The 16781-nt window shown below is 34.8% G+C and carries 14 protein-coding genes; all 14 read right to left on the reverse strand.

From position 1 onward, the window contains the following. Positions 1 to 36: 36 nt before the first annotated feature. Positions 37 to 4227, reverse strand: coding sequence for a translocation/assembly module TamB domain-containing protein (locus tag MWH28_RS03230; protein ID WP_248617840.1), 4191 nt, complete (start codon positions 4225 to 4227; stop codon positions 37 to 39). Between the two features lie 279 nt (positions 4228 to 4506). Then, positions 4507 to 6351: a SpoIVB peptidase S55 domain-containing protein gene (locus MWH28_RS03235; protein ID WP_248617841.1), complete on the reverse strand. Its 1845-nt coding sequence runs from the start codon at positions 6349 to 6351 to the stop codon at positions 4507 to 4509. Between the two features lie 78 nt (positions 6352 to 6429). Continuing rightward, positions 6430 to 6777: a rod-binding protein gene (locus tag MWH28_RS03240; protein WP_248617842.1), complete on the reverse strand. Its 348-nt coding sequence runs from the start codon at positions 6775 to 6777 to the stop codon at positions 6430 to 6432. 17 nt (positions 6778 to 6794) lie between these two features. Next, positions 6795 to 7952, reverse strand: coding sequence for a flagellar basal body P-ring protein FlgI (locus MWH28_RS03245; protein ID WP_248617843.1), 1158 nt, complete (start codon positions 7950 to 7952; stop codon positions 6795 to 6797). A gap of 14 nt (positions 7953 to 7966) precedes the next feature. Next, a complete protein-coding gene (locus MWH28_RS03250) occupies positions 7967 to 8545 on the reverse strand; it encodes a flagellar basal body L-ring protein FlgH (protein ID WP_248617844.1) in 579 nt (192 codons plus the stop codon). A gap of 14 nt (positions 8546 to 8559) precedes the next feature. Then, positions 8560 to 9528: a flagellar basal body P-ring formation chaperone FlgA gene (gene flgA, locus MWH28_RS03255; RefSeq protein WP_248617845.1), complete on the reverse strand. Its 969-nt coding sequence runs from the start codon at positions 9526 to 9528 to the stop codon at positions 8560 to 8562. Between the two features lie 22 nt (positions 9529 to 9550). Continuing rightward, positions 9551 to 10339 carry a flagellar basal-body rod protein FlgG gene (gene flgG / locus MWH28_RS03260; RefSeq protein ID WP_248617846.1) on the reverse strand — a complete coding sequence of 263 codons (789 nt, stop codon included), beginning with the start codon at positions 10337 to 10339 and terminating at the stop codon, positions 9551 to 9553. Positions 10340 to 10366: 27 nt separating this feature from the next. Continuing rightward, positions 10367 to 11110 carry a flagellar basal-body rod protein FlgF gene (gene flgF / locus MWH28_RS03265; protein WP_248617847.1) on the reverse strand — a complete coding sequence of 248 codons (744 nt, stop codon included), beginning with the start codon at positions 11108 to 11110 and terminating at the stop codon, positions 10367 to 10369. Between the two features lie 535 nt (positions 11111 to 11645). Continuing rightward, entirely contained in the window at positions 11646 to 11921 is a 276-nt protein-coding gene (gene spoIIID, locus MWH28_RS03270; protein WP_248617848.1) for a sporulation transcriptional regulator SpoIIID, read from the reverse strand. Between the two features lie 95 nt (positions 11922 to 12016). Then, positions 12017 to 12835 carry a M23 family metallopeptidase gene (locus MWH28_RS03275; RefSeq protein ID WP_248617849.1) on the reverse strand — a complete coding sequence of 273 codons (819 nt, stop codon included), beginning with the start codon at positions 12833 to 12835 and terminating at the stop codon, positions 12017 to 12019. Between the two features lie 92 nt (positions 12836 to 12927). After that, positions 12928 to 13788, reverse strand: a complete 861-nt coding sequence (gene spoIID, locus MWH28_RS03280) for a stage II sporulation protein D (protein WP_248617850.1) — start codon at positions 13786 to 13788, stop codon at positions 12928 to 12930. Positions 13789 to 13911: 123 nt separating this feature from the next. Beyond that, positions 13912 to 15174, reverse strand: a complete 1263-nt coding sequence (gene murA / locus MWH28_RS03285; protein WP_248617851.1) for a UDP-N-acetylglucosamine 1-carboxyvinyltransferase — start codon at positions 15172 to 15174, stop codon at positions 13912 to 13914. Positions 15175 to 15265: 91 nt separating this feature from the next. After that, entirely contained in the window at positions 15266 to 15856 is a 591-nt protein-coding gene (locus tag MWH28_RS03290; protein WP_248617852.1) for a YueI family protein, read from the reverse strand. Between the two features lie 514 nt (positions 15857 to 16370). Beyond that, complete coding sequence (locus MWH28_RS03295; protein ID WP_248617853.1) at positions 16371 to 16781, reverse strand: F0F1 ATP synthase subunit epsilon; 411 nt, start codon at positions 16779 to 16781, stop codon at positions 16371 to 16373.

A 16781-nucleotide genomic window follows, 5' to 3' on the forward strand; every position in this document is an offset into this window, starting at 1 on the left:
ACTAATTACCAATTACTAATTACTAGTTACTAATTACTAAAACGGGAGACTCATTTCCAAGCCCATCTGGTAGTCACCATAATTATTATAATTTCCATCAAGGCGTAAATTCTCTAACCCACGTGAAAATTGATATTCAAAACCTACTGCTTGTTCTTCTTCAATTCCAAAAGTATGATTATACTTCAACATGAAATTATCAAAGATAAACTTACCCAACTTAATCTCTACCTCATCACTCAATAAAGATCTGATTCTAACTTGATCTAAATCCAATGTCTTTTCAAAAGATCTTTCCACACGATAGATCAATTCAGTCTTAATTCCTTCATCGATAATTCTAAACATCTCACTTCTGATTGCTTCTTCAAAATCTCTCTCTAGTAAGCTTCCCATCCCTCCTTGGCGTGCTAATAAGTTGATAACCTCCTCTTCTGTTAGATCATCTTGAGCAAGTAAATTAAATTCAAGCTGATCTGCTGGACCATACAGATTTAATTCAATCTCTTCCCCTCTTATTCTAGCATTTGATTCCAGTTGTAAATCAGGGACAAACGTATATCTACCAAAATTAGCACTAGCCTCTTCAACTTCAAATTCAGTGTTATAATAAGTAAATCTTCCAGTAGTAGACTCTAACTGTCCTGTCAGCTCTATTCCCTGAGAAGCACTCTCTAAGAATAATTCTCCTGACTGAACCAAGATATCAATATTATTATTTCCTACTCTTACATCTTGACCTGGCTTAATTACTAAATCAAACTGTGGTTCTATATTAAATTGGCCTTCTCCTTCCATTACTGGCCAATCAACTGGTAGACTGAAGAAAGTATTGTAAGCTATTATCTCTCCTGTGATCAGTGGCTGCTCAAAATCACCAGCTAATTGTAAATCTAGTTGATTTAATCCTTCCCAAGAACCATGCTTGAAGAAGATATCTTCTCCTGTCAATTCTAAATCATACTCTTTAGGCATAAAACCATTGATTAAAATCTTACCATCCAAATCAAAATCTCCTGAGCCATAATAACCTGTTAATTGCTCAACAATAACCTCTTTATCAGCAAAATCAATTCTACCATTTAAATTATTAAATTCTCGATCCAACTCTAAATGATCAAAACTACCCGAAACAATCTCAGCATTCCCGTTCAGCTTAGGATCTTGCCAGCTTCCTGCAATACTAAGATCACCTCTACCACGACCTTTAGCGGATTCAATATCCTCTAGCCAGAAAGATAAAATACTTAAATTTCCTTCCTCCACTCTTAAATCAAGATCAAACTCTTCATCTTCAACTAGAGGTACCTTCCCTCTTGCTTGTAAAATATTATCTTCTTTAAGCTGTAACTGCTGTTCTAAGATCAATTTTTGACTATCTATCAATCTAAGTCTGCCAGCCAATCTTTGGTATTCTAAATTACTAACTTGCCCATCAGTAACCCTGACTTGAGAGTCTAAATTTAAATTATCTAAACTGCCAGTTAGATTTCCTGTTAAATTAACTCTTCCTGCCAACTGGTGATCGATTAGTTCCAGCTCATCTAATGCTCTTAAATCAAATTCCTTAGCAATCAGTTCTAAATCTAGATCGCGTTGTAGCCAATAATCCCCTTTAGCCTGTAGATAACCAACTCCTCCTTCTTCTTCAAAGAGCAGATCAAGCTCTAATTCTGGCTCAAGCAAAGAACCATTAGCAACAACTCGTCCCTCAACAGGATGTGATAAAGCAAACTCTTCAGCAAAAAATTGAGTAAAATGATCTAAGTTACCCTCTTGAATTTCAAAGATCAAATCATCAAATTCTTGACGATTAAGGTCTATAACTCCATGTGTCTGATAACGATAATCACCATCATTAATTGCTATATCTTTTAGGTATAAATTAGGTTCTCTATAATCAACTCTACCCTCTAAATCTCCTAGTTGTTGACCATAGATTTCAATATCACTCCCTTCAATAATTCCCGCTACTTGAGGAGCAACAATTGAACCATGGACTCTACCTTCTAAAGCGCTTTGTCCACTAACATCAAAATCTTCTGGTAAATAATCAATACTGGACAAACTTAAATTATCAGCTTTAAACTGCAAATCCAACTCTTCTCCTTCAATAGAACCTAAGATTTGTAAATCACTATCTTGATAATTAACTTTAGAGTCATTAATTATAACCTCTTGATCATTATAAGTAAAATCAATCTCTGCTTGATCAAAACCTTGCTCATAAGCAATACCATCTTCAATTATAACCTCACCTGCTAACTTAAAAGGAGCAAATAAGGAGTTAATCTTTATCTTTCCAGTAGTTATACCTGAGAATGGTAGTTGAATATCTGTCGCTGTTAATACTTCATTAAGTTCAACCCCTTCAGTTCTTAATACGATATCAGACTTACCAGTTTGAAAGTCTATACCTCCACTTAGTGAACTAGAAAACTCAGGTAAGACCACTTCTTTGAACTGAAGCCCTTCATCTAATAAAATTAATCCACCGTTCATCTCTCCTAATTCTAAAAAGTCATATTCTAAATCTGATCCTCTAAAATCACCTCTAAACTGAGGTTCAGATAGGTTACCACTTACTTGACCAGTCAAATCAACCTCACCTGTTAACTCTTCTTGGTTATGGAACCCAGCTAATTCAGCTAATTTTACATTATCAGCTATTAAATTTAAATCCAGATCTCCATCCAATGTCACTAAACCAGTCAGATCATACTTACTATAATCTGTTATCAACTCTGCTTGATTCAAGAAAAAATTCCCCTGATTAAGCCAAAAGCTTGTCTCAAACTGATTAAAATCATAATCTTGGATTGAACCTTCATCTACTGCTACTGAACCCAGCATATTCAAATCTTCAGCCTCTATTCCAGACCCAGAAAGAATAGTCTCACCATTAATTAAGCCTTCAGAAGAAAATTCAACCTCCAGCTCTTCTTCTAAACTAGTCAAACTTATATTAGCTAGTTTAGTGGTAAAGATATAATCAAGTTCTTTACTAAAATCAACCCTACCTTCACCAGTTACTCTACCTCTTGCTAAGTCAAATTCTAATTCTTCAAAATTCAATACTTGATCTTTATAATAAATTTCACTTTTAAACCCATCTAAAGTAACCCCTTCAATCTGTCCTTCCTCCAAATTAAATTCACTAACAATAGTTGGGTTATCTAAACTTCCATTGATCCCTCCACTAGCCTGGGCCAACCCTTCTAGCTCAACTTGATCTAACCCAACTAAATTACTAACTTCTCCTAAGTCTATCTTATTAGAAATAAATTCTAAATTCAATTGTGGCTGCTCCCAACTGAATATCTCTCCTGTCAACTCCAGTGGCATATCTTGATAGTTTCCAGTTAATTTTTCAAAGCGCAAGCCATACTTATTAAAGCTAAGTACTCCATCTATTCCATCTATTGTTAGCTGATCGTTACTAGCAATAGCATCAACAACCTCTAAGTTACCATAATAACTAGATAAACCTTCCATATTACCTCTTAGTCTAAGCATTCCCGCTGCTTGACCACTAGCTTCAACCTCATCCAACATATCTAAATCATAATCCTCTGTTAAATTGGTTAACTTCAAATCGGCAAAATTCAGCTCTAAATGATAATTCCCTGCCTCAAAAGTTCCTGCTAAACTTAACTCTTTAACCAACTTAGACCCTGAATTGCTATGTAGGTCAAAGCTTAGCTGTTGCCCACTTGTAATCTCACCATTTATATTCTCTATCTCTTTTTCAAATTGAGAATCAAAATAAGCTACCTTTCCTTGTTCAATCTCAATTGGAAAAGAATGTTCTACTTCTTCCGGCACCTCAAACTGATCAATTAAAAATTGATAATTCCAGTCCTCCTCTTCTATCAACTGGACTTCAGGCGTTACTAACCCAATATCATTAATCCCCTCTAAAGGATCCAGCCTATTTAAGATTAAATCAAATAAACTGTAGTTAATAGTAACCTCTTCAACTGTCAATAAATCCCTAGCATCTTCATCCTTAACAGTCAACCCAGCAATACTGATCTTATTAATTCCTCTAACTTTTATATCATCCACTACAATCTCTGTTGCTAATTCTTGTTCTAAAAGATTAATTGCTTCTTCCCTTGCCTGTAATAACAAGTGATTAATATTTGAATATACAGTCATCATCACTAACAACAAGAGCAAACCAAGTATTATAGTTAATCTAGAATTACGTAGCTCTAGTTTCATTACTTTGCCCCCAAATCTAATCTTCAAACTACTTTAATGATATTATATTTCATCGGTAGTTGCAATAGTAATTGCTAGTTATTTATTAAGAAAACTATAATATATTGGCATTACTCGCAATTAAATGGCAGCAAAAAAGTTGCCGGAGGCAACTCAGATTAAGTCTAAGATTAAGTTTAAGTAAAACTAACAAGTACAAACTAATAAAAGTTATCTATAATCTCTAAAAATCATAATTTACCAAACAGCAAAAAAGCCCCTCGTACGAGGAGCTTACTACTAATCTTCTTCTGTAATAATTTCAATTTCCTTAATTAAACTACCAGTCAATACATAATCTGTCTCTATTACTTCTTCAACTAAGTCATGATCGACCTCAACCTGTTGAACAGATTCTTGCTCACCACTTTCAACCTCTTCAAGATCAACCTCCTCTTTTTCAATAGAATCAAACTCATCATCTTGAGCGGAAGAATAATCTGGTAATGGTTGTAATTCAATCACTAGGCTATTATTTTTATTTTGCAACTGATAAATCTCTATTAACTCTTCTAAACTTTTAATGTTATTAGCTTTGGATTGTTTCGCTTCCTCAGGTTGTTCTGTATAGAAAAGATTAAAATTAGCTTCTTGGCCACTTAGAAGATTGATTGCTAAATTTCCCTCTGGGGTATCTTCGGGAATTTTCAACTCAATCTCTTTTTCAATTACTTCCTGACGATAAGGCCTTAATTTCACCTTTAAGTCTACTTTTTCTCCTGGCCTTGCCTGCTCTTGCTCTAAACTGACCTCTTCTAATAAGGCAACCTTAGATTCTTCTTTGATTTCGATATCAACTTCAATATTAGCTAGATTAATCTGCTGAAAAGGATTATTCATAACTAATGATAACCCTTGAATAAAATCAGATAAAGCTGCCACTGCTATATCATTACCACTGTAATAAAGATTAGTACTCTCAAATGTTCCATCTGGCAGTTGGCTGCCTACTGCTTCCCAACTTACTTTAGCAGTTCCTGCTCCTTGACGATCAATAGTACTATCTATTGCTTGTAAGAGTGCTGTTGCTGCTAATTCTTCAATTAAATCTTCATCTTGAACAATCTGCAAATTATATGTATCACTTTTAGCTAAATCTTGATCATTTAAATTGACCTTAACCGGCACAATGTTAGGATAAGAGCCTACTTTACCGGCTACTCCTGCTGTTCGATCTTGAGTAATAACACCTTTCAGTTCAGCTGGTGAACCAATTTTGAAAGGCATCTCAATACTTGTTATCATTTGATGAATATAAGCAGAAGAAAGTAAATAATTAGCACTTCCTTGTGATAAGAAAGAGTGGCCTAAACCCAAAATCTGATCTTGATCTCGATAAGTCAATGTCCCAATTGCTGAAACATTAATATCTCCTCTCATTAATTGAACAGCCATTGCACTCCCTGGCTCAAAAGGTATATCATTCTCTTTCTGTTCCATTAGACCGCCACCAGATACAGGCATTAGATCATAATCATCTAGCCCCTCTGCTAATCTATCTTTGGCCCTACCACTCAAACCACTGACTAATAATGGAGTATTGACTGGAGTAGCTACTAATATATTATCTTTAGCTGCTTTTTGCTCATCTGAAGTAAATGCTATCTTTTCATACTGTTGATCATCTATCTCTAGAGGTGTAGATAAAGCAATCTCTTTATCTTCTGTTATATCCAAATCACCTGTTTCTAATTCTAATAAATCTAACATGCTTTCAATTGGTGTTACCAAACCAATCTTATGATCAGCCATCTGCCATCCATAACCGATAGCTCCAATTAATTTATCATCAACATAAATTGGACTACCACTCATTCCAGCAGCTATACCACCTGATCTTTCTATTACATCTCCACTTGTTTTGACCAAGATTAAATCTTGGCTCAAATCAGAAGAATCTAACATACTGATAATCTCTACATCAAACTCCTCTATTTCAGTCCCCCGTAAGACTGTCCTTCCTACACCTTGCATTCCAGATTCAATATCTGTTAAAGGCATAATTTCTTGTTCGGTAGCTAACGCTACATTTGCTACCAGCAAACAAAGAAGTACTAGTATGGTTGTTTTTGAAATTAACCGCAATTAAATCCCTTCCCTTCTTATAATATAACAATAACTACTATTTAGTTTATAACTTTAGCTGAGCAAATATAACTAGCATTAAGAATTATTACTTAATTGCCGATAGACAGCTTCTGCAATTCCTAATTGCTCCTTGCCAGTAGCTTCTTTAGCAATCTCATCATAATACATATCTTCAAACATTTCTTGATTTAAACCACCATCTAACAAATCAGATTGTAAAGTAGCATCTCTCATTTGTTTAAACATCATACTCAAAAAGATTGATTCAAATTCTTTACTAACTGCTTTTAGCTGCTCATCTTTTTGCTCATTTTTAGTATTGACTTCCTGTTCTAATAAATTTTTAAATTCATTTTCTGATTTACTCAAATTGGTATTCTTAAGCTGCAATTGATTTAAATTCAAATCTGAACTTATCTTCATTATCTCACCTACCTAATTTACATAATTTCCAAATCAGCATGCAATGCTCCCGCTTCTTTAATTGCTTGAATAATTGAGATCACATCTCTAGGAGTAGCTCCTACAGCATTTAAGCCAGTTACTACATCTGAAATATCTGCTCCTTTAGGTAAGACTACTAAGCTAGCTTCCTCTTCTTCTACATCTACCTCTTCTTCTTCTATAATTTCAACTTCATCTTCCCCAACATCAACAGCCTCTTCTGTAGTAGCAATCGTAACTGTCAAATCTCCATGCGAAACTGAGACTCTCGATAGCCGAACATTATGCCCCATTACAACCGTTCCTGTCCGCTCGTTAATCACAACTTTAGCCTCAGTATCAGGTCTAACTTCCAGCTCTTCAACTCTAGAGATAAAGTTTACAACCCTATCCCTAAAGTAACTAGGTATTTGAACTTCAACCTGTCCTGCATCCTTGGCATGAGCATAATAACCACCATCCTGAGTATAACCAAACTCCTGATTAATTACATCAGCTATTCTTTGGGCAGTAGCAAAATTAGGATTTGATAGTACTAAGGTAAGTTCATTGTCAGTATTGAAATCCATTGGTACTTCCTCTTCAACTATTGCTCCATTTGGTACTCTCCCAACAGTAGTATGATTTTGGGATACTTGAGCTCCACCCTGTCCAGCTGTAAATCCACCAACCGATACAGCCCCTTGTGCTACCGCATAAACTCCATCTCCACTAGGTCCTGTTAAAGGTGTCATCAATAAAGTTCCACCTTCTAGACTATCTGCATCCCCAATTGAAGATAATGTAACATCAATTTCACTTCCAGGATGAACAAATGGAGGTAATTCTGCAGTAACCATAACCGCTGCAGCATTGTTGGCCCCTAATTCATCTTGAGCAATATCTACTCCAAAATTCTGTAACATATTTGCTATAGATTGAACTGTCAATTGACTACTTTGACCATCACCACTTCCATCTAAACCAACTACAATTCCATAACCTATCAATTGATTATTTCTAACTCCTCCAATTCTGGTTATATCTTTAATCCTTACTAATGGGTCATCTACTCCTTCTTGATTTGGAGCTAAAGCTAAAGTAAAATCACTATTAAAGCTAATAAGTATTAGTAAAAATATAATTACAGATAACAGTTTATAACTCTTTCTCATATTATCCCCTCTTCCTAGAAAAGCCAAGCAATCATTCTACTAATAATTCCTTGTCGTTGTCTATCTCCAATAACTCCTCTACCTTCATAATCTATTTCGGCATTAGCAATATAATTTGATTGAACTGTATTTTGGGGTGAGATATCTTCAGGTCTAACTATTCCTGTCAATTTAATATCTTGCTTTTCATCATTTACCGTTACAGCTCTAGTACCACTGATCTTAAGATTACCATTCTCTAGCTCTTCTTCAATTTGGACTGTTATTTCAGCAGAAAGACTACCACTTCTGGTTGTTGAACCACTTGCATTACTACTATCACTCTGACTAAAACTGAAACCTCTAATAAAATCTAAAATCCCCGTTCCGCCTCCTACATCTGCTTGATTATCCTGACTAGCATCAGTAGAAGCCTCCTGACTAGCAGTAGCATCTTCATTAATAATTACAGTTAAAATATCTCCCACTTGATTAGCTTTATTATCCCGAAATAATGCATCATTACCATCCCATAAAGAAGTGGCCTCAGCAGTTGGTACAACAAAAGTCAGAATTAAACAAAGGAATAATATTATCAAAAGCCCTCTTTTCACTTAAGATCACTCCCTTAATCAGTAATCACTTGTACTTTTCTTTCGCCAATTATCTTACCTTCTATGATCTTTCTAGTATTTTTATTTTCAACCTTGATTATATCTCCATAATGCCCTGCTTCTCGTGATCTACCATCAGCAGTTATAATTACCCCTCCAATTTGAGCAATCAACTTGACATCCTCCCATCTACCGACTAAAGGAGGACGATCGATCATTCTTACTTCCAGAGGTTGACCAGACCGTAATGAACTCCGTAGTTGAGTTCCATCTAAGGGATAATCTTTAGCTACAAAGTCATTGTTTTGAGTAGTCAATAATTTATCTTCCAACTGAAAAAGATCATGGCTAAGTTCAGTTCTACTCTCTATATCCTCTTCAGCAACCAAAACTTCTTGCCATAAACTAACTTCATATTGAATATTAACTCTACGATATAAACTCCCATCAACCTTAACTTCAATCGGTAACATAGTCCGCCCTAATAGATTTCTCCGATGAAGATTACCAACTTCTAATTGAAGCTCACCAGTAGGGTATTTTAGATCTTGAGGGGAGTTTCTAACTTCTATTTCAACTTGCTCAGGTTCTTGTCCCAATTCTTGATAGATATAATCTTTCCCTAACTGGACTAACTTATCTGCAGATAATTTCTTATAGTCGGTCGTTACAGAAAAGTGATAGGGAATATTAGTCCTGATTTGCTCCGGGTCAATCTCTTCCCTTCTTAAGGCATTAATTACATTAGTACGATAAATAACACGTTGATAACCGGGAAGTGGAGCTTGACCTAAAGTAATACTCTTTAAATTACTTTTGAACTCCGAATCCCCTTTTATTTGAGCTATTTCAACTAGTCGAATTTCTGTTCCCGTAACTTCAACTTGATTGGTTACTTCAATTATATTCTCGGTTGCTAAAACACTAGTGCTAACTAACAAAATCAACAGTCCAACCAGCAGGGATATCAATTCTTTTTTCATTATCCTTAACCCCTATCTTTTATTATCTTCTTAAATTATTAGCCTGTTGTAACATCTCATCAGAAGCTTGAATTGCTTTAGAATTAGTTTCATAAGCTCTCTGTGCTGAGATCATATCAACCATCTCATCTACTACTTGTACATTTGATTCCTCTAAAAAACCTTGTGCTATTCTACCAAAACCATCTTGTCCTGCTAAACCAAACATCGCTTGTCCAGAAGCAGCTGTTTCCTGATAAAGATTCTGCCCTACACTTTCTAGACCAGCTGGATTAGAAAAATTAACTAATTCAATCTGTCCTGCTTCTTGTGGTTCTTCATCACCAGGTTCTAAATAAGTAACTACCCCTTCATCATTAATTGAAATATCTGTCGCTTCAGCAGGAATATTGATCGGTGGTTGTAATAAATAACCATCTGAAGTAACTACCTGTCCATTACTATCCAAATTAAAGGAACCATCTCTGGTATAACCACTTGTACCATCCGGCATCATCACCTCAAAAAAACCAGGCCCTTCTATTGCCAAATCTAATGGATTTTCTGTTCCTTTTAAACTTCCCTCACTAAACAATTTCTGTGTTGCTCCTGGCCGAACACCATGCCCTACTTGAATTCCAGTTGGTATTTCAGAACCTTGGTTATTAGGTGTTCCAGCAGTTCTCATAGTCTGATACATTAAATCCTGAAAACCTACTCTAGACTTTTTAAAGCCACTCGTGTTAACATTAGATAAGTTATTAGATATTGTATCCATATTCAATTGTTGTGCTTTCATTCCAGATGCTGAACTTGATAATGATCTAATCATCCTTCACTTCACTCCTTGATTACTTTTTTAAGTTCTTCCAACTTCATTAACAGCCTTACCCATAGTATCATCATGTGCTTGTATTCCTTTTTGGTTAGCTTCATAATTTCGTGTATTATTAATCATTCTTGTCATTTCCTCTATTGCATTAACATTAGACTCTTCTAAATAACCTTGTACTACACCACCAGTAGCCAAAAATACATTATCAACTTCTGGCCCAGCAGCAAAGAGGTTACTTCCTTCCCTCGTCAGACCATTCTTATCCTCAAAACCAGTTACTCGTATACTGTCAATTACCATTTCATCAACGAGTAAATTATTATTGTTATCTATACTAATCTCTCCTTCAAAAGGAACCTGCAAAATTCCATTCTCTCCTAAAACAGGATGTCCATCTTGGGTTACTACTTCTCCTTGATCATTTAAAGTGAATTCTCCACTACGAGTATATCGCTCTCCTTGTGGCGTTTGAATAGTAAAAAAACCCTCACCTTGAACAGCCCAATCAAAATCATTACCTGTCTTTTTAAAACTACCATTACCATGATCTGTCTTTATTTCATCTACCATCACTCCACTACCTATCTTCCCTGTTGGAGTTACTTGCTGATCAGTTCTATGTAATAAGTAACTTGGAAACTCATGCTTAGTTGCTAATTGCTTTTTATAACCACTTGTATTTAGATTAGATAAGTTATTAGAAATAGTATCATTCTGCTCTAAATTAGCAGCCATACCTGAAGCAGACGTATATAAACCTCTGATCATTTTATAATCCTCCTTTCTAAATTCAACCTTATTTATTAATTAAACACTGGATTATAAAAATCCTGCTACTAATTCAAAAATAAAATTAATTTTCTAATCCTTACTGATATTATACCTTTAAATGCTTAATTTTTAAAGCCGAATTGATATAAAGTGGCACTTTTCGTTCGTGATAATAGAGGCACGTTTTAACGTGTCTCTAAATTTTGATTATAAAAAATGGTTTTTATTATTAACCCAAGCTACAGGTTTTAACCTGTAGCACAATCAGGCTTCCGAAATTCCACCACAGCGCCCTGAAGGAGGCGTTTTTTGCCGACTGAGGAAGTACTCTTGGGGTGGTTGAAACCTGTGGCTCGAGCCTTAATAAATCTTATTTTACCAATCGATCGCCATACGTTAAAACATATGGCTAATTTCTGTTTCACGGGCAGGCACGGAGACCTGCCCCTACAAAATTATTTTCACCCACACTCACACACATAACCGACACATTATTGTAATATAACAAAAAAAGAGAGAGCCAGTAATATTACTAACCCTCTTTTATATCAGATGAATTTTTCTCTTCCATATATTTTCTTTTAGTAGCTTCACCACCCCTGAAATGGCGTTCAGCCTTATTATACTCTAATACTTCCTTTACTTTTTCAGCTAATTGTCCGTTTATTTTCTCTAAACGTTCTGTTACATCCTTATGTACTGTACTTTTACTTACTCCAAAAACTTTAGCTGCTTGTCTAACTGTTGCTTTAGTTTCGTATATGTAATTGCTTACTTCTAATACCCTTTGATAAATGTAATCCTTCATCAACTTGTCCCCCTTAATTAATCCCAATATATATATATGTAGATTAAGGATAAATATTACAATAAATTCAAATTAATTAAGGGCCAACCTTTAAATTACTTAATATATTCTAATGGCGATATATTTTCCCCGTTTTCAATCACCTTAAATCTAAGCCTACTTTCTGGATAAAAGGAATCCTCAACAACTTTACCAATAACTTGCCCTTGAGCAACTTCCTCTCCTAAAGTTACTGTTTCATCCAAATTAGAATAAGTTGTTTTAAGTGATTGATTATGCTTAATTACAACCTCTGTACCATATAGTTCATCTTCAACTATCTCTTTAACTTGGCCCGCCTTAGCAGCTTTAACTTCTGCACCTAGAGCAGTATAAATATCTACTCCTGCATTAAACTTCCAAGCTTCTAAAACTTCATCTTGATACCAATCCCAAGCATTCCTTACCTCTCCATTAGTAGGCTTAATCAAATCTATCATCTGTTGAGCAGATACTGTTTCTTCTGCTTTCTCTTCCTCAAGTTTCTCTTCTTCTAGTTTTTCTTCTTCTTTCTCGTAGCTATCTTCCTCTTTTTCTACTCCATCTTCTGTTGGTTCTTCTTCAGTTTCTGTCGGTGGGTCTTCCTCTCCCATTAATGGAACTGATACTTCTTCATTCATCTCAAACTGATACTCATCCTCTTCTTCTAACTCAACAATTTCTACTTCTGCACTTTCTTGACTTAAGTCCTGATCAGTTATAAATTGATAAATCGCAAAAGAAATCCCTAATACAAAAGAAATTATTATTACTAGCATGTACTTACTCCACTGTAACCCCTTTAGCCTTTCTAATTGCTTCTTGATAAAATTTTTCTTCTTAGCCCAGCTAATAGAAAATGGTAATTTGTCATTTTGATTATCTTTTTTACTCAACTTAATCCACCTCCAGAAATATTATTTCCAGAAATGATTATTTTATACATCTTGTTTCCATCAATTTACTTTTAGCTGGGTGGTTACTACTTCTAATAATATCTCAATTCAGTATCAGGATAATAGTGTTCTAAAATTTCTCTAAAGTCATAACCATTAGCAGCCATACCATCTGCTCCATACTGACTCATCCCTACTCCATGCCCATAACCAGAAGTGATGATTCTAACTTGTTCATCATCTTGTTCAATAAAAAAGTTCGTTGATCTAATACCTAGTTGTTCCCTAAACTCTCGTCCTGAAAATAAATGATCACCAATTTTTAACTTTAAAACTCGACCACTTGCACTTCGTTCAAGTATCTCAATCTGTTGGGCAAAGTTACTATTTATCCCTAACTTACGATTGAATTCTTCAATTGAAAAAAATTGTTGATATTGATAGTAAGGCGATTCTTCTTCATATTCACTAGCTACCGACTGTAAATAGGGTAGATTACTACCCCACACATTAACTGCTGCTTCTGTATAATCCCCACTAGTAGAGTGATAAGCAGCAGTAATTAGCTCCCCTTGATATTTTATTATCAACCCTTCAGTTTCTTCTACTGCTGCTGAAATTTTTGCCCAATACAGCAAATAATTTAGACTTCCCCATCTATCTATTAACTCTGCTTTGGAAACCCAAGCTTGATCTATAGTACTATCAGTCGTTAATTGTTGACCTTCTTCTAGATTTTTAAGGGCATAAGTTCTAGCAGCAACTGCTTGAGCTTTCAAGGCTTCAAATTCAAAATTAGCTGGCATTTCTGCTGCTACAACCCCTTTTAAGTACTCTTCCAGTTCTAAAAGTAGTATTTGATCATTAACATTATCATAAACTTCAACTTCAATCGATTGAACACTAAAGCGATTAGATAAATTTATTATTAAAGCAGGGATTATAATTATCAATACTAGTAAAAATATAATTAAACTAAGTAATGCCTTATTAACATTTCTCCCCCCTAATAAATCAATTTATTAATTTTTATGTTTCTTAAATTTAGATATGTCAGATAATAAAAAAAGCACCCCTTATTCAGAGGTACTTACCCGTTTGATATTGACACCAATCTTTTTCAATTTTTCTGTTACATCTTCATAGCCACGTTCAATATGATATATATCTGTTATTTTTGTCTTACCTTCTGCTGCTAAAGCAGCTAAAATCAAAGCTGCACCAGCTCTTAAGTCTGTAGCTTTTACTTCAGCTCCACTTAAGTTAGATTTTCTAATCATAGCAGCCCTACCATCTATCCTAATATCTGCTCCCATTCTTCTTAATTCATCAACATGGCCAAAGCGATTTTCAAATACCGTTTCCACTAACACACTATTTCCTTCAGCTTGGGTCAATAAAGCCATGAATTGAGATTGCATATCAGTAGGGAATCCAGGATATGGTAATGTCTTAACATCTGCAGATTTCAACTTGCCAGTACTAATTACCCTAACTCCACTGACATCTTCTTCTATCTTAACCCCCATCTCTTTTAATTTAGCAATTAAAGGTTTAATATGCTCTACCAAAACATTATCTATATATAATTCGCTTCCTGTAATTGCAGCCGCCATCATATAGGTGCCTGATTCAATTCGATCTGGAATAATAGTATATTCGCTACCAATTAATTGTTCCACCCCTGTAATCCGAATTATATCAGTTCCAGCTCCTTTGATCTTGGCCCCCATTACATTCAAGTAATTTGCTAAATCAATAATCTCCGGTTCTCGTGCTGCATTTTCAATAATTGTTTTTCCTTCAGCTGTAGTTGCTGCCATAATTATATTCATTGTAGCACCTACACTCGGGTAATCTAAATAGATCTTGTTGCCTACTAGTTTATCAGCTTTTACTTCTACTACACCATGCTCAATCTTTACTTCAGCTCCTAAAGCTCGAAATCCTTTCAAATGCAGATCAATTGGTCGACTACCAATTTCACAACCTCCTGGTAAAGTAGTTGCTACTTCACCATAACGGGCCAACAAAGCTCCTAAAGCATAATAAGATGCTCTCATCTTACGGGCTAGAGAATAAGGAACTTCTAATCGATTAACGGTATCAGTATTAATCTGTAATTTATTTTGCTCATAATCAACATCAACTTCTGCTCCTAAAGACACTAATATCTTAATTAAGTTATTGATATCTCTCAAATTAGGTATTCCATATAATGTACTTTTTCCAACTCCCATTAAGCTTGCAGTTACAATTGGCAAAGCAGCATTTTTAGCTCCACTAATGCTTACTTCCCCACTTAATTTATTACCACCAGTTATTACTAGGTGTTCCATATTATTATTTCCTCCTATCCTTATAATCAAATAGCCCACTGAAACTATTCTTGATCAAATCATAAATTCCTGCTTTCTAGCTTAAATTAAATCAATGAGCACCGGGACAATTTTTTCCAATTAATTTATCAACCCATGTTATCTTTTGATAATTTTGTAATTCTTCTGGAGCACGCTCTTCTAATAATTCATAACACTCACTGCAGATTGCCTGCCCTTGAGCATTAATTAATTCTTCTGGAATCCCTTTTTCCTTCAATTTTTTCTTGCGATTCTCGACATGAATATCTTCTTTATTAACAGCTTGATCACTGACTACCACTAGCCCAACCTCTCCTTTGAATTCAGGGGAATTAACTTTTTTAAAGGATAGATCATTCTCTCTAGCAATTTCAACATATTCTTTAGCTGCTGAAGAAGAAACTCGACTATCGATAATCAACTTTTTAGCTTCTGGATCCTTGATACTGCTTATAATTTCAGGATAGATCCCTTCTTCCTCTACCTGAGCGAAAGTTAAAGCTTTTAAGACTCGCTCTTTGAATTGACCTAAATATTGATTTCGCTCCTCCTTCTTTAGTTCAAGACCACCATGAGCTTCTGCTCCTACTTTTCTTTCTAATTCGCTTTTTCCTTGTTGACCTTTAATTGCTTCTTGCTGTAAATCTTTCTCTTTACTCATATTTTATCACCTCTAGGTTAGTATTGACCACAATAAAATATTATATTATTTCGAAGCTATATTTTTTTATAATCAAAGCTGCTTTGATATTAAGTGTCACTTCGTGACACAGTCATTAGTAACTGGTAACTAGTAATTAGTAAATTCAAACCTCTAAAAACATACAATCAAACCCTTGTTAGAAGCAGACTAAATTCGGATTAAAATTCGACTAACACAAGACAATTTCAAGGTCATAAAATAAATTTTAATTGGTTTTAATCAGAACTTAGCTAAACCTTAGTCCCCCCAAGAGTACTTCCTCAGAAAACAAAAAAACGTTTTCTTCAGGGCGCTGTGTCAAAAGATTTTGACTTTAATTTTACCAATCACGAATCACTAATTACCAATTACTAAAGCTAAGCTTTATTGTAATACAAATTTACTTTTCACTAATATCTATATTATAAAGACAATAACATCTTGACCCAATTCCTTTTTATCCATAAAAAAAAAGAGCAAGAGATATTATCTCTTACTCAAAATTTCTACCTTTACTAGCTTTTAATCTATTTAGTGCTCTTTGCAAAGCCAGTTCAGCTCTTTTTTCGTTAATATTATCCTTTGGAGAATTAAGCCTCTCTTCAGCTCTTTTTTTAGCAGCTTTGGCCCGTTCTACATCAATCTCCTTAGCAAATTCAGCTGAATCAACTAAAATAGTAGTCTCTTCTGGTTGGACTTCCATATATCCTTTAGTTGCAGCTAATACATGCTCCTCATTATTTGCTTTAATTCTAATCGTTCCAATATCTAATCCAGTAATTAAAGGAGCATGCCGTGGCATAATTCCTCTATCTCCGTCAATAGTTCTTACAATAACCATCTCTATATCATCATCATAAACAACTTCTTCCGGAGTGACAATGTTTAATTTCATTTTAGACAT

Source organism: Natroniella sulfidigena, assembly GCF_023223645.1.
GTDB classification, from domain to species: Bacteria; Bacillota; Halanaerobiia; order Halobacteroidales; family Halobacteroidaceae; genus Natroniella; species Natroniella sulfidigena.

Coding starts and splice junctions, on each gene's coding strand:
- flgA (WP_248617845.1), bottom strand. CDS start 9,528: ATGAAAAAAGAATTGATATCCCTGCTGGTTGGACTGTTGATTTTGTTA.
- flgF (WP_248617847.1), bottom strand. CDS start 11,110: ATGATCAGAGGTTTATATACGTCTGCTTCAGGTATGGCTGCTAATTTA.
- MWH28_RS03295 (WP_248617853.1), bottom strand. CDS start 16,781: ATGTCTAAAATGAAATTAAACATTGTCACTCCGGAAGAAGTTGTTTAT.
- MWH28_RS03290 (WP_248617852.1), bottom strand. CDS start 15,856: ATGAGTAAAGAGAAAGATTTACAGCAAGAAGCAATTAAAGGTCAACAA.
- MWH28_RS03245 (WP_248617843.1), bottom strand. CDS start 7,952: ATGAGAAAGAGTTATAAACTGTTATCTGTAATTATATTTTTACTAATA.
- MWH28_RS03230 (WP_248617840.1), bottom strand. CDS start 4,227: ATGAAACTAGAGCTACGTAATTCTAGATTAACTATAATACTTGGTTTG.
- MWH28_RS03240 (WP_248617842.1), bottom strand. CDS start 6,777: ATGAAGATAAGTTCAGATTTGAATTTAAATCAATTGCAGCTTAAGAAT.
- spoIIID (WP_248617848.1), bottom strand. CDS start 11,921: ATGAAGGATTACATTTATCAAAGGGTATTAGAAGTAAGCAATTACATA.
- murA (WP_248617851.1), bottom strand. CDS start 15,174: ATGGAACACCTAGTAATAACTGGTGGTAATAAATTAAGTGGGGAAGTA.
- flgG (WP_248617846.1), bottom strand. CDS start 10,339: ATGATTAGATCATTATCAAGTTCAGCATCTGGAATGAAAGCACAACAA.